Annotated in this window: 16 protein-coding genes; 11 read left to right on the plus strand and 5 right to left on the minus strand. The window is 59.0% G+C overall.

Annotated elements, in window-relative coordinates; genetic code table 11:
• The first annotated feature begins 20 nt into the window (after nucleotides 1-20).
• From OE750_RS08275 to OE750_RS08290, 4 genes are read left to right on the plus strand one after another with little or no spacing between them, the layout of a single operon-like run.
• Nucleotides 21-485 carry a RidA family protein gene (locus OE750_RS08275; RefSeq protein WP_263763419.1) on the plus strand — a complete coding sequence of 155 codons (465 nt, stop codon included), beginning with the start codon at nucleotides 21-23 and terminating at the stop codon, nucleotides 483-485.
• On the plus strand, nucleotides 485-1,249 hold the full coding sequence (locus tag OE750_RS08280) for a glycerophosphodiester phosphodiesterase family protein (protein ID WP_263763421.1): 765 nt from the start codon (nucleotides 485-487) through the stop codon (nucleotides 1,247-1,249). The genes OE750_RS08275 and OE750_RS08280 overlap by 1 nt, the downstream gene beginning before the upstream one ends.
• Nucleotides 1,250-1,283: 34 nt before the next feature.
• Nucleotides 1,284-2,465 (plus strand): GNAT family N-acetyltransferase, encoded by a 1,182-nt coding sequence (locus OE750_RS08285; RefSeq protein ID WP_263763423.1) that lies wholly within the window; start codon nucleotides 1,284-1,286, stop codon nucleotides 2,463-2,465.
• On the plus strand, nucleotides 2,462-2,752 hold the full coding sequence (locus OE750_RS08290; RefSeq protein ID WP_263763425.1) for a 4a-hydroxytetrahydrobiopterin dehydratase: 291 nt from the start codon (nucleotides 2,462-2,464) through the stop codon (nucleotides 2,750-2,752). The genes OE750_RS08285 and OE750_RS08290 overlap by 4 nt, the downstream gene beginning before the upstream one ends.
• Nucleotides 2,753-2,768: 16 nt before the next feature.
• Here OE750_RS08290 and OE750_RS08295 read toward each other — a convergent pair whose 3' ends face one another.
• Nucleotides 2,769-3,317, minus strand: a complete 549-nt coding sequence (locus OE750_RS08295) for a YaeQ family protein (protein ID WP_263763427.1) — start codon at nucleotides 3,315-3,317, stop codon at nucleotides 2,769-2,771.
• 117 nt (nucleotides 3,318-3,434) lie between these two features.
• Nucleotides 3,435-3,923: a peroxiredoxin gene (locus OE750_RS08300; protein ID WP_263763429.1), complete on the minus strand. Its 489-nt coding sequence runs from the start codon at nucleotides 3,921-3,923 to the stop codon at nucleotides 3,435-3,437.
• Nucleotides 3,924-4,006: 83 nt separating this feature from the next.
• On the opposite strand from OE750_RS08300, the gene OE750_RS08305 reads away from it, so the two are divergent.
• Both OE750_RS08305 and rsmD read left to right on the plus strand, forming a co-directional pair.
• Nucleotides 4,007-5,218 carry an NAD(P)/FAD-dependent oxidoreductase gene (locus OE750_RS08305; RefSeq protein ID WP_263763432.1) on the plus strand — a complete coding sequence of 404 codons (1,212 nt, stop codon included), beginning with the start codon at nucleotides 4,007-4,009 and terminating at the stop codon, nucleotides 5,216-5,218.
• On the plus strand, nucleotides 5,215-5,766 hold the full coding sequence (gene rsmD, locus OE750_RS08310) for a 16S rRNA (guanine(966)-N(2))-methyltransferase RsmD (protein WP_263763434.1): 552 nt from the start codon (nucleotides 5,215-5,217) through the stop codon (nucleotides 5,764-5,766). Before OE750_RS08305 ends, rsmD begins: the two co-directional genes overlap by 4 nt.
• Here the strand turns inward: rsmD and map are convergent.
• Together map and sfsA are read right to left on the minus strand one after the other, a co-directional pair.
• On the minus strand, nucleotides 5,763-6,575 hold the full coding sequence (gene map, locus OE750_RS08315; protein ID WP_263763436.1) for a type I methionyl aminopeptidase: 813 nt from the start codon (nucleotides 6,573-6,575) through the stop codon (nucleotides 5,763-5,765). The genes rsmD and map overlap by 4 nt on opposite strands.
• A 208-nt stretch (nucleotides 6,576-6,783) precedes the next feature.
• On the minus strand, nucleotides 6,784-7,482 hold the full coding sequence (sfsA, locus tag OE750_RS08320; RefSeq protein WP_263763438.1) for a DNA/RNA nuclease SfsA: 699 nt from the start codon (nucleotides 7,480-7,482) through the stop codon (nucleotides 6,784-6,786).
• 45 nt (nucleotides 7,483-7,527) lie between these two features.
• On the opposite strand from sfsA, the gene OE750_RS08325 reads away from it, so the two are divergent.
• From OE750_RS08325 to OE750_RS08345, 5 genes are all read left to right on the plus strand, one after another.
• Complete coding sequence (locus tag OE750_RS08325; protein ID WP_263763440.1) at nucleotides 7,528-8,250, plus strand: competence/damage-inducible protein A; 723 nt, start codon at nucleotides 7,528-7,530, stop codon at nucleotides 8,248-8,250.
• Nucleotides 8,247-8,987, plus strand: a complete 741-nt coding sequence (locus tag OE750_RS08330) for a GNAT family N-acetyltransferase (RefSeq protein WP_263763442.1) — start codon at nucleotides 8,247-8,249, stop codon at nucleotides 8,985-8,987. The genes OE750_RS08325 and OE750_RS08330 overlap by 4 nt, the downstream gene beginning before the upstream one ends.
• Entirely contained in the window at nucleotides 8,977-9,546 is a 570-nt protein-coding gene (locus OE750_RS08335; protein ID WP_263763443.1) for a peroxidase-related enzyme, read from the plus strand. Before OE750_RS08330 ends, OE750_RS08335 begins: the two co-directional genes overlap by 11 nt.
• Entirely contained in the window at nucleotides 9,518-10,519 is a 1,002-nt protein-coding gene (locus tag OE750_RS08340) for an OmpA family protein (RefSeq protein ID WP_263763445.1), read from the plus strand. The genes OE750_RS08335 and OE750_RS08340 overlap by 29 nt, the downstream gene beginning before the upstream one ends.
• A gap of 65 nt (nucleotides 10,520-10,584) precedes the next feature.
• Nucleotides 10,585-11,850, plus strand: a complete 1,266-nt coding sequence (locus OE750_RS08345; RefSeq protein WP_263763447.1) for a SulP family inorganic anion transporter — start codon at nucleotides 10,585-10,587, stop codon at nucleotides 11,848-11,850.
• Nucleotides 11,851-11,885: 35 nt separating this feature from the next.
• On the opposite strand, the gene OE750_RS08350 is transcribed toward OE750_RS08345, so the two are convergent.
• The gene (locus tag OE750_RS08350; RefSeq protein WP_263763449.1) at nucleotides 11,886-12,176 is read right to left on the minus strand and encodes a GFA family protein; all 291 of its coding nucleotides are present in this window, start codon (nucleotides 12,174-12,176) and stop codon (nucleotides 11,886-11,888) included.
• Nucleotides 12,177-12,183 lie beyond the last annotated feature (7 nt).

Consider the following 12,183-nt stretch of genomic DNA (forward strand, 5'->3'; position numbering starts at 1 on the left):
CCATTTTCAGGAGATACACCATGAGCAGCAAACTCGAACAACGCCTCACCGAGATGGGCATCACCCTGCCCGCGGCCCCCGCACCTGCGGCCAACTATGTGCCCTTCGTCGTTACAGGTAACACCGTCTATGTCTCGGGCCAGATATCCAACGGTTCCGATGGCCTCATCCTCGGCAAACTCGGTGACAACATGAGCACAGAAGACGGCGCAGCCGCCGCCCGCACTTGCGCGCTCAGCCTGCTGGCACAACTGAAAGCTGCTTGCGATGGCGACCTTGACCGCCTCGTGCGTGTTGTAAAGCTCGTCGGGTTCGTAAACTCGACAGCAGATTTCACAGACCAGCCCAAAGTCATCAACGGCGCGTCCGATTTCATGGTCGAAGCACTTGGCGACATCGGCCGCCACGCACGCTCGGCTGTCTCTGCGGCTTCCCTGCCGCTCGGCGTTGCCGTAGAGATCGAAGGCATCTTCGAGATAAAATAATGCAGCAAGCCCCCCTGCCCGCAAGTTTCCTTGCAGCCCCGATAGCCCATCGCGGGCTGCATGACCTTGCCAATGGCGTCCCCGAGAACAGCCTCGCCTCTTTCGATGCCGCCATAGCGAACGGCTATGGCATCGAGCTTGATTTACAGATGTCAGCCGATGGCGTGGCAATGGTCTTTCATGATTATTCACTCGAGCGCCTCACAGGGGAAAAAGGCGCAGTGGCGCAGCGCACAGCCCACCAACTCGGCCAAATTCCCCTCACAGGTGGCCAAGAGGGTATCCCGACATTGGCCCAAACCCTTGCTCTGGTCGCAGGCCGTGCGCCTCTGCTCATAGAGATCAAGGACCAAGACGGCGCGCTTGGCCCCAATGTCGGCCCGCTCGAAGAGGCCGCAGTCAAGGCGCTTACGGGCTACGCAGGCGATGTAGCGCTGATGTCGTTCAATCCCCATGCCGTCGCTGCTCTGGCCAAGCTCGCGCCGCATATTCCCCGTGGACTCACCACTTGCAACTATGACCCGAAGGATTGGACCACAATCCCCAAGGCCCGCCTTGCAGAGCTAGTGCCCATCCCCGATTTCACTCGCACAAGCGCAGGCTTCATCAGCCATCAGGCGAGCGACCTTGCAAGCCCTCACGTCGCGGCCCTCAAGGCTCAGGGCGTGCCTGTGCTTTGCTGGACCATACGGACAAGTATGGAAGAGGCTGCCGCACGCAAACTGGCCGATAACGTCACGTTCGAGGGCTACCTGCCCGCTTGAAAGCGCGTGCGCCCGTAGCAATATAAGGGCTGATATGGACAGCGACGCGCACATCGAGATTCGGCTCAATCCGTCGCTGAAGGACATCCCCTCAGTCGACTGGGACACCTGCGCCCGCGCGCTCGGCCCCCGCCCGCTTGACCCTTTTACAACCCACCGCTTCCTGCTCGCACTCGAAGAAAGCGGCTCAGTCGGCACAGGCACAGGCTGGCAGCCGCTCTACCTCACCGCGCACGAAAACGGACAGATGATCGGCTGCGCACCGCTTTATGGCAAGTCACACTCCCAAGGAGAATATATCTTCGATTTCAACTGGGCAGATGCCTTCCAGCGCGCTGGCGGGCAATATTACCCCAAGCTTCAAATCGCCGTGCCCTTCACCCCTGCCACAGGCCGCCGGTTTCTGGCGCGCGAAGGGTGCGAAGCCCGCGCAATGCCCGCCCTCGTGCAAGGCGCGGTTCAGGTTGCCGCCGAGCAAGGCGTCAGCTCGCTCCATGTGACATTCTGCACCGAAGACGAGGTCATCGCAGGCGAGGCCATGGGCCTTTTGCGGCGCACCACCCAGCAGTTTCACTGGCACAATCAAAACTACACATCTTTTGACGGTTTCCTCGCCTCCCTCACATCGCGCAAGCGCAAGAATATCCGCCGCGAGCGTGCCGAAGCACAGGCTTTCGGCGGCACAATCCACCGTCTCACAGGCGATCAGATCGAGCCACAGCACTGGGATGCCTTCTGGGAATTCTACCAAGACACCGGCGCGCGCAAATGGGGCACGCCCTATCTCACACGCGCATTCTTCGACATCGCACACGAAACCCTACGTGACGATATCATCCTCGTGCTCGCAGAGCGCGATGGCACGCCCATCGCCGGCGCGCTCAACTTTATCGGCGAGCAGGCGCTTTATGGCCGCTACTGGGGCTGCACCGAAGATCACCGCTGCCTGCATTTCGAGCTGTGCTATTATCAGGCAATCGAAGCGGCCATAGAACTTGGCCTGCCCCGTGTCGAGGCTGGCGCACAAGGAGAACACAAGCTTGCGCGCGGCTACCTTCCGCAAACCTGCCATTCACTGCACTGGCTGGCCGATGAAGGCTTTTCCGGCGCCGTGGAACACTACCTAAAGGCCGAGCGCCGCGCCATTGGCGAAGAAATCGAAATTCTCACGGGCTTCGGCCCGTTCAAAACTGAAACGAGGGAGGAACAAGATTGATAGAAGTTCTCAGCGATACAGCGCGCGAGCAACTCCTCGCACCGCTCTATCAAAACGGCTGGTCACAGGACGAGACCCGCGACGCCATGACCAAAACCTACAAATTCAAAGACTTCGCCGAAGCCTTTGGTTGGATGACCCAAGCCGCGCTCTGGGCGGAAAAGTGGAACCACCACCCCGAATGGAGCAACGTTTACAACAAGGTCACCGTCACGCTCACAACCCACGACGCAGGCGGCCTCAGCTCTCTCGATGCCAAGCTCGCCCGCAAACTGGACAGCCTGTGAGGCCCGCGCCTTCAGCTCAGCTCTCGGCTGCCTTCCACTCAACAGGCGTCACATAGACCATGCTCTCATCAACGCTAAGCATCACTTCGCGGTCCTGAATATTCACCTGCAGCTTCATCGAGCGGTTTGCCATTTTTGCCAGCTCGGCTGTGTCTTTCTCAGAGAGGTTCACAACCTGCAGGTTGTCAAAACGGGTGGTGCTGTTCTTGAGTTTCTCCCACCACATCTCCGCTGTCCTGCCCCCGTAGCTATAGACAACCACCTTGCTGGCTTTGCCGCAGGATTGCCGCACAAGCTTCTCGCTCGGCTGCCCCAGCGCGATCCAGAGATCCAGCTCACCCCCAAGGCTTTTCTGCCAGATGTCCGGTTCCCCGTCCGTTGAAATCCCCTTGGTCATTTCCAGCTGCTCATGCGCATTCAAAGCAAAAGCAAGCAGCCGCACCATCAGGCGCTCGTCGGTTTCCGAGGGGTGCTTGGCGACGGTCAGCTTGTGGGTCTCGTAATAATGCCGGTCCATGTCAGACACGGAGAGTTCAACTTTATATATCGTCGCGTTCTGCGCCATGTCCGGCTCCTGAGCTGTGAAGTTGGCCCCGCCTACTGCGTCTCGCGCCCATGTGAAAGCGCATAAAGAAAGGCCCCCCGAATGGAGGGCCTGACAAATCTCTCTGAAATGCGTGCTTTAGAGCGCCGCAACCATAGCTTCACCGCCCGAAATCTCGCACTCGCCGGGGCTGTCTTCGGCGTGCAGCACCTTTACCACACCATCTTCCGCCATCAGCGCATAGCGCTTCGAGCGGCCCGCAAAACCCACAGGTGGCGCGTCAAAATCCATACCAATCGCTTTGGTAAACGCGCCGGAGGCATCACTGAGCATGGTTATGCCTTCGCCCGCCGCACCCGTTGCTTCGCCCCAAGCGTTCACAACCCACGGGTCATTGACCGCGAGGCAGATGATCTCGTCCACTCCTTTGGCCGCAAGCGCCTCTTTCTGGCGCACAAAACTTGGCACATGTGCGCTATGGCACGTTGGCGTAAACGCCCCGGGCACAGCAAAGATCACAACCTTGCGCCCCTTAAGCTTCTCGCCCAGTTCCACAGGCGCAGGCCCGTCTGCACCGAGTGTCATCACAGCCATCTCTGGCAGCTTGTCTCCAACTGAAATTGTCATAACGTCTATGTCTCCTGTTTGCGCTTTCTTCTTCAAAGCATATAGGGTTCTTTACGCCTAGGGCCAGCAGAAGGATCAGTCTCATGTCACATATCGTCGTAATCGGAGCAGGTCAGGCAGGCTCCTCTCTTGTCGCCAAGCTGCGCAACGAGGGCTTTGAAGGCGATATCACGCTCATCGGAGAAGAATCCGCCCCGCCCTACCAGCGCCCGCCGCTCTCCAAAGCTTATCTGCTTGGAGAGATGGAGCTTGAACGCCTCTACCTGCGCCCCGCAAGTTTCTACGCCGATCAGAACATCACACTGCGCCTTGACGCACATGTGAGCGCGATTGATCCGCGCGCCAAGACACTGACGGTGGATGGCGAGCTTCTGAGCTATGACCAACTCGCCCTCACCACAGGCTCCACGCCTCATCGCCTCCCCGCCAGCATCGGCGGCGCGCTGCAAGGGGTCTATGTGGTACGCGGCTTGTCCGATGTCGATGCGATGGAACCCGAATTTGCGACAGGCAAGCGCGTCCTCATCATCGGGGGCGGCTACATCGGGCTTGAAGCCGCTGCTGTGGCCTCGAAAAAGGGCCTCAAAGTCACCCTTGTGGAAATGGCCGACCGCATCTTGCAGCGTGTCGCGTCGCCTGAAACATCCGACTATTTCCGCGCGCTGCACACCTCACACGGCGTCGAAATCCTTGAAGGCACAGGCCTCACCCGTCTCACAGGCGAAGGCCGCGTCACAGGCGCCGAGCTGTCTGACGGAACCGCGCTTGAAATAGATTTCGCCGTCGTCGGCGTTGGTATTGCCCCCGCCACACAACTGGCCGAAGCCGCTGGCCTCACTCTGGAAAACGGCATCATGACAGATGCTCAAGGGTGCACCTCCGATCCCTTCATCTGGGCCGCAGGCGATTGCGCGTCCTTCCCCTATCGCGGCACCCGCATCCGCCTTGAAAGCGTGCCAAACGCCATCGACCAAGCCGAAGTGGTTGCCCAAAACATGCTCGGAAAAGGCGTTGATTACACAGCAAAACCTTGGTTCTGGTCCGATCAATACGATGTGAAACTGCAAATCGCCGGCCTCAACACTGGCTATGACCGCGTCGTCACCCGCCTTGGCGAAAAAGACGGCAGCATCTCTTTCTGGTATTATCAGGGCCAAACGCTCCTCGCTGTCGATGCCGCAAACGATCCCCGCGCCTACATGATCGGTAAGCGCCTCATCGAAGCGGGGAAATCGCCCTCTCCGGAAGAGATAGCCGATCCGGAAACCGACATGAAAGCACTGATGAAAACGTGAGGATTATCGCAGGAAAACACCGCGGCCTGGTGCTTGCAGAGGTCGGAAAAGGCGATGCGGAGGCACACCTGCGCCCAACGTCTGATCGCGTCCGCGAAAGCCTGTTCAACATTCTGGCGCACTACGGTCAGCCGGCAGGCGCGCGCGTGCTGGATCTCTTCGCAGGCACAGGCGCGCTCGGTCTGGAAGCCCTCTCACGGGGGGCTGCGCATGTCACTTATGTTGAGAATGGTCGCACAGGGCAGAAGCTCATATCCGAAAACCTCACCAAAGCCCGCCGTCAGGCCGATGCCACGCTGCTCAAGGCCGATGCCACGCTTCTGCCCACCGCAAAAGCCCCCTGTTCGCTTGTCTTCCTCGATCCGCCCTACGGCAAATCAATGGGCGAAAAAGCCCTCGCCTCAGCCCTCGCGCAAGGCTGGCTCACCGCGGATGCCCTCATCGTCTGGGAAGAAAGCGCAGCAACCATAGTGCCCCAAGGCTTCACACTTGAAGATCAGCGCAAATACGGCAGCACAGTGATCACCATCCTCAGACGCAGCGCTTAGCCGTATGTCGGATGAAACGTTCCCGCCGGCGACAAAGTAAAAATCTCATAGCCGCTCGCCGTCACCCCGATCGAGTGCTCAAACTGTGCCGAGAGTGATTTGTCACGCGTCACAGCCGTCCAGTCATCAGCCAGCACCTTGGTTTCCGGCCGTCCAAGGTTCACCATCGGTTCGATGGTAAAGAACATGCCCTCTTCCAGCACAGGCCCCGTGCCAGCGCGACCATAGTGCAAAACATTCGGCGGCGCATGAAAAACACTGCCAAGCCCGTGGCCGCAAAAATCACGCACAACACTCATGCGGTGACCTTCCACAAAGCTCTGGATCGCATGACCAATGTCGCCAAACGTATTGCCGGGTTTCACCGCCTCAATGCCCTTAAACAGCGCCTCATGCGTCACCTCGATAAGCCGCTCCGCCTTGCGCCCGAGCTTGCCCGCCACAAACATACGGCTCGTGTCTCCGAACCAGCCATCAACAATTACAGTGACATCAATATTGAGGATGTCGCCATCTTTCAGCTTCTTGTCGCCGGGGATGCCGTGACAGACAACATGGTTAATCGAAATACAGCTTGCATGCTCATAGCCCTTATAGCCGATGGTCGCCGATTTCGCACCCGCCTCGTTGACCATTTCCTCAACAATACGGTCAAGCTCGGCTGTGGTCTGGCCAACAAAAACATGCTCGCCAATACGGTCAAGAATCTCGGCGGCCAAACGCCCGGCCTTACGCATTCCTGCAAAATCCGCCTCGCGATGAATGCGGATGCCATCTTTCGTCACTGGTCCTGTATGCGCTTTGTTCACGGGACTCGCCTCATCTTTGTCTGATCACTTTCGCCCTACATAAATCGGATCTGCCCCAAGGGCCACCCCATGCATCAAGGCGCGCACGCCTCTGCTTCTTCTGTTCCCAAATACCTAAATTTCGACACCTCAAAAGCAAACAACGCTCGTTAAGCACGTCGGCTCGCAAAGTCCTGAATAAGAGCGGCGCGGCAGCGCCTCCTTTGGATCAGAGCCGCACAGGCAAGGGCTTACCAAGGCTGATGTCGTAAGGGTCAATCAAGCAATCATAAGCCACCACCTCAACGCCCGCCGCCATGGCCTCCCGCAGGCCTGCTGCATAAGCCGCATCAATGTCTTCCGCTACGCTCACCGCCGTAGCGTCCGTGCGCTGTACCAAAAAGAACAAGACAGCCCTGTGCCCCGCATGCACCATAGCCGCCAGTTCCTGCAAGTGCTTCAGCCCCCGCGCCGTGACCGAGTCGGGAAACTCAGCCAAACCTGCCTGCCGCATCAGCGTGACGGATTTCACCTCCAGGTAAATATCCCGCGCCCCGCCTTGTAGCAGAAAATCTACACGGCTCTTCTCGCCATATTTCACCTCGGGGCGCACCACATTATACTCCAGCCCGCCAATCTCGCGCGCTTCAAGTGCAGCCTTCAGCGCACGGTTCGGCACAGAGGTATCAACCCCCGTAAAATGCCCCCCGCCATGCTCCACAAGCCGCCAGCCATACTTGAGCTTCTTCTTAGGGTCATCATTGGGCTCCACCCATATCCGCATCCCCTCTTCCGCCAGTCCCATCATGCTGCCGGGGTTCGCACAATGCGCCACCGCTTCGCGCCCGTCGCCCAGCCTGATATCGGCGAGAAAGCGTTTATAGCGGCGCAAGAGTGTCGCAGGCTCAAGTGGGGTTTGAAAGCGCATGGGATAGGGCCTATACCCAAGCCAAGCCATCTTCAAGGAGAGCAAATGTCCAACCCAACAGCCGCAATGCTTGTCATTGGCGATGAAATTCTCTCAGGCCGCACCCGTGACGCCAATATGCACTTCCTCGCAGGCGAGCTGACCAAGGCAGGAATCACTCTGGCCGAGGTTCGCGTCGTCTCCGATGACGCCCCCGCAATCGTGGCCGCCGTTCAAGCCCTCTCAAAAAGCTATGACACCGTGTTCACCTCAGGTGGCATCGGTCCAACCCATGATGACATCACCGCCGATTGTATCGCAGAAGCCTTTGACGCGCATATCGACGTGCGCGATGACGCCCGTGCGCTCCTCACCGCCTTCTATGAAGAAACAGGCCGCGAGTTCAACGCCGCGCGCATGCGCATGGCCCGCATCCCCGATGGCGCTACGTTGATCGATAACCCCGTTTCCATCGCTCCGGGTTTCACCCTGAAAAATGTGCATGTCATGGCGGGCGTGCCGTCCGTCTTCCAGGCCATGCTCGCCTCCGTGCTGCCAACTCTTACAGGCGGCGCGCCGCTCCTCAGCCAGACGCTTCGCATCAACCGTGGCGAAGGCGATATCGCTGGCCCGCTTGGCGAATTGGCCCAACGCTACCCGCAGCTTTCCATCGGCTCCTATCCGTTTCAGGACAATGGCGCTTACGGCTCCAACATCGTGATGCGCAGCGCAGACGGGCCGGCACTTGATAAAGCCATGTGCGAACTCGCGGAGATGTTTCCCGAATGACCTTGCCCGATATCCAGCAAATCTACGATGTGGTCGATGGCACATGGCCCGCTGCCGAGTATATGCCTGAAGGCCCGTGGCTGTTCCGCCGTGGCGAAGGTGGCGGCCAGCGCGTGAGCGCCACAACCGCACGCCAGCCTGTCACAGCCAGCGATATCGCAGCCGCCGAAACCAGAATGGAAGCGCTCAACCAGCCCAAACTCTTCATGATCCGCGAAGGCGACGAGGCGCTTGATGCGCTGCTTGAGGCGCAGGGCTACGCTATTCAGGACCCCGTGAATGCCTATGTTGCTCCCGTCTCGGTCTTTGATGACAAACATCCGCCCCGCGTGACTGCCCTTCTGGCATGGGAGCCTCTGGCCATCATGCTCGATATCTGGGCCAAAGGCGGCATAGGCGCAGGCCGCGTAGCAGTGATGCACCGCGCTTACAGCCCCAAGACAGGCCTCATCGGACGGCTCAATGATCACCCTGCTGCGGCTGCCTTCTGTGCCATTCATAAAGGTATCGCGATGGTCCACGCGCTTGAGGTCTTGCCGCACCAACGCAAGCAAAGCATGGGCAAATACGCCATGTACGAACTCGCCCACTGGGCCGCTCAAAACGGTGCGGACCATATCTCGCTTGTCGTCACACAGGCCAATGCTGCTGGCAATGCGCTCTACACTTCCCTCGGCATGACATGTGTGGGACAGTATCACTACCGCCTGAAAAGAGAGAGCCGACATGAGCTATAAACACCCCACAGCGCTTGACCTGCCGATGGTTGACCCGCTCCCCGAAGCCACACAAAAATATTTTGACATCTGTCAGGAAAAGCTCGGCCTCGTGCCGAACGTGCTGCAAGCCTATGCGTTTGACATCGACAAGCTCAACGCCTTCACCGCGCTCTACAATGACCTGATGCTCGCCCAAAGCGGCCTATCAAAGCTTGAACGCGAGATGATCGCTGTGGCGGTCTCCTCCATCAACAAGTGCTTCTATTGCCTCACCGCCCATGGTCAGGCCGTGCGCGAGCTGTCGGGTGATCCGATGCTTGGTGAAATGCTGGTTATGAACTGGCGCGCCGCCGATCTGGACGCCCGCCAAACCGCCATGCTCGCCTTTTCCGAGAAAGTAACAATAGCCAGCTATACGATTGTCGAGGCCGATCGCGAAGGCCTGCGCGCCGTGGGTTTTTCCGACCGCGATATCTGGGACATCGCCAATGTTGCCGGTTTTTACAACATGACCAACCGTGTGGCCTCTGCCACAGATATGCGCCCGAATGACGAGTATCACGCACAGTCGCGCTAAATGGCGCGCTAAATACAGCCTTGCTGCTCTGGCGCTTATGGCGCTGTCCCCTTCGCCGCTTCTGGCCGAGGGGCTGGCTCTGCCGTCCAACGCCAATCTGACGTTCAACACAACCAGCGCTCAGGGCACTTATTCTGCCCCCATAGCACCCTATACGGGAGGCTTGCTGCCCGTGTTCGACATTTCGGGGCGCGTCACCAAACAAGCTTACCGCATCCCGCATCAAGGAGTCACACCGCAACAGATCCTTTCGCCCATCGAGGCCAGCCTCACCGAGGCGGGTTTCGAGTTGCTGTTCAAATGCCAAGACAGATTCTGCGGTGGCTTTGACTTCCGCTTTTCAACCGATGTGATCGCCGCACCCGATATGTTCGTCGATCTGTTTGATTACATCTTCCTCACCGCCCGCCGCACGTCTGAAAACGCCGAAGAAGGTTCGCGCACGGAATATGTCACTGTGCTTGTCAGCCGCGACACAACGGCAGGCTATGTGCAGATCGTGCAGGTCGCCCCCGAAGGCGCTGCCCCGCTTCAAACAGCCCGCGGGGAAGCCATCGTGGCCCAATCACAGCCAAGCACGCAGCCTACCGCCAAAGGTCCGCTCGGCGAGCAACTCGAAACTTTGGGCCACGCCGTGCTGCCCGACCTCACCTTTGAAACAGGCTCGTCCGACCTTGGCCAAGGCAGCTTTGCCAGTCTTGAGGCCCTCGCCACCTACCTACGCAACAATCCAAACCGCAAAATCGCCCTCGTCGGTCATACCGATACGGTCGGCGCGCTCGCAAACAACATTTCCCTCTCCAAACGCCGCGCAACCTCGGTCATGCAGCGGCTTTCTTCAGCCTATTCCATTCCCGCCACGCAAATGGAAGCCGAAGGCATGGGCTATCTCTCCCCCATCCTGAGCAATCTCACCGCCGCAGGCCGCGAGGCCAACAGGCGTGTTGAAGTGGTTCTGCTCAGCACCGAATGAGGCGCATGGTGGCTATGCATCGTTAACCGGTTGCTTCTTCTCGGCCTGAAGATTTAGATCACGTCATGAAACCCAAAATACTGACCACCCTTTCCACTTATGACCGTGCGCAATTCGCCAGCGACATGATCGCAGGGGTGACTGTGGCCATGGTGGCCTTGCCCTTGAGCCTTGCCATCTCAATCGCTTCGGGGGCCGGGCCGGAAAAAGGCATCATAACGGCCATCGTCGCTGGCTTCCTGATCTCTCTACTTGGTGGCAGCCGTGTGCAGATCGGCGGACCGACAGGCGCGTTTATCGTCGTCGTTTTCGGTGTCATCGCCGAGTTCGGATACGACGGCCTCGTCCTCGCAACCTTCATGGCTGGAATCATCATGTTACTCGCAGGCTTCCTGCGCGCCGGTAACCTTGTCGCCTATGTGCCCGAGCCGGTGATCAACGGCTTTACCATAGGTATCGCCGTCATTATCGCCACAAGCCAGATCAATGACCTGCTCGGCCTGTCCCTTTCCGGTGTCCCTGCGGAGTTTATCGAAAAAGTCGAAGTGCTCTGGAGCGCACGCACAGCCTTGAACACTTACGCCCTCGCAATTGGCCTCGCCACGATGGTTCTTATTGTGGCCCTGCGCCGCGCCGCGCCAAAGTTCCCGGGGCTGATCATCGCCGTCGGCATAACTTCCGCCTTCGTGGCGCTGGCCAACCTTCAAGTTGATACGATCTTTTCCCAATTCGGCGCCTTGCCAAGCACCCTGCCCGCTCCCTCCCTTCCAGCAATCAGTTTCGAGCGGGTCATGGAACTGCTTCCCTCGGCCCTCGTCATTGCCTTCCTCGCCAGTATTGAATCGCTCCTGTCAGCCATGGTTGCCGACAAAATGATAGGCGGCCACCACAGGCCAAACGCCGAGGTGCTGGCGCAGGGTTTCGCCAACATCGGCTCCGCCATGTTCGGCGGCCTCCCCGCCACAGGCGCCATTGCCCGCACAGCTACAAATGTCCGTGCAGGCGGCAAAACGCCCGTTGCAGGCCTCGTTCACGCCCTCACCATTCTGCTGGTCATGTTGCTGGCCGCCCCGCTCGCGGGCTATCTCGCCATGCCTGCCCTCGCGGGCCTGCTCATCCTGACAGCCTGGAACATGAGCGAGCCGCACAAATGGCGTGGCTACATGCAAACCCGCCTCTCCGACAGGGTGCTCCTTCTGCTGACGCTGGTGCTCACCGTCTTCACAGACCTGACAGTCGCAATAGGCGTCGGCGTGGCTATCGGCCTTGCTCTACGGTTACGGCGACAAGGTGCAGACATAGAAAGCGACTGGACACCGCCCGAGCGCTAGGACGCCGCCCCAAAAGGCGATCGACCTCACAGTCATCACCCCTCAGGCGTCCAGTCAGGCTGCGTCGCAAAGCATACGACACTGTCCCCAAGTTGGTCCCAACCTGCTTTGTCGCGCTCGAATATAACAACCTCAACGTCCAGCCCGCTGGCATCGTCCATCGTGCCGAGCGTGAGTGTTATATGGTCAGGCGCGCGCGTGTTCTTGCCGTAAACAGGGCTGCCACAGGTCGGGCAGAACGCTTTTGTAACCTCTGATCGGCGATCAGACACATATCTGAATTCACTCAGCCTTCCGTGCACCGAAACAGCGCTTGCGGGAAACATAGCGCCC

Origin of the sequence: Lentibacter sp. XHP0401 (assembly GCF_025751535.1) — a bacterium.
Classification (GTDB): Bacteria; Pseudomonadota; Alphaproteobacteria; order Rhodobacterales; family Rhodobacteraceae; genus Lentibacter.

Excerpts from the sequence above, each read along its gene's own strand:
- OE750_RS08280 (WP_263763421.1), top strand. The coding sequence starts at position 485 with ATGCAGCAAGCCCCCCTGCCCGCAAGTTTCCTTGCAGCCCCGATAGCC.
- OE750_RS08295 (WP_263763427.1), bottom strand. The coding sequence starts at position 3,317 with ATGGCGCAGAACGCGACGATATATAAAGTTGAACTCTCCGTGTCTGAC.
- OE750_RS08340 (WP_263763445.1), top strand. The coding sequence starts at position 9,518 with ATGACGAGTATCACGCACAGTCGCGCTAAATGGCGCGCTAAATACAGC.
- OE750_RS08325 (WP_263763440.1), top strand. The coding sequence starts at position 7,528 with ATGTCCAACCCAACAGCCGCAATGCTTGTCATTGGCGATGAAATTCTC.
- OE750_RS08350 (WP_263763449.1), bottom strand. The coding sequence starts at position 12,176 with ATGTTTCCCGCAAGCGCTGTTTCGGTGCACGGAAGGCTGAGTGAATTC.
- OE750_RS08300 (WP_263763429.1), bottom strand. The coding sequence starts at position 3,923 with ATGACAATTTCAGTTGGAGACAAGCTGCCAGAGATGGCTGTGATGACA.
- OE750_RS08330 (WP_263763442.1), top strand. The coding sequence starts at position 8,247 with ATGACCTTGCCCGATATCCAGCAAATCTACGATGTGGTCGATGGCACA.
- OE750_RS08275 (WP_263763419.1), top strand. The coding sequence starts at position 21 with ATGAGCAGCAAACTCGAACAACGCCTCACCGAGATGGGCATCACCCTG.
- OE750_RS08285 (WP_263763423.1), top strand. The coding sequence starts at position 1,284 with ATGGACAGCGACGCGCACATCGAGATTCGGCTCAATCCGTCGCTGAAG.
- OE750_RS08345 (WP_263763447.1), top strand. The coding sequence starts at position 10,585 with ATGAAACCCAAAATACTGACCACCCTTTCCACTTATGACCGTGCGCAA.
- sfsA (WP_263763438.1), bottom strand. The coding sequence starts at position 7,482 with ATGCGCTTTCAAACCCCACTTGAGCCTGCGACACTCTTGCGCCGCTAT.
- OE750_RS08305 (WP_263763432.1), top strand. The coding sequence starts at position 4,007 with ATGTCACATATCGTCGTAATCGGAGCAGGTCAGGCAGGCTCCTCTCTT.
- OE750_RS08335 (WP_263763443.1), top strand. The coding sequence starts at position 8,977 with ATGAGCTATAAACACCCCACAGCGCTTGACCTGCCGATGGTTGACCCG.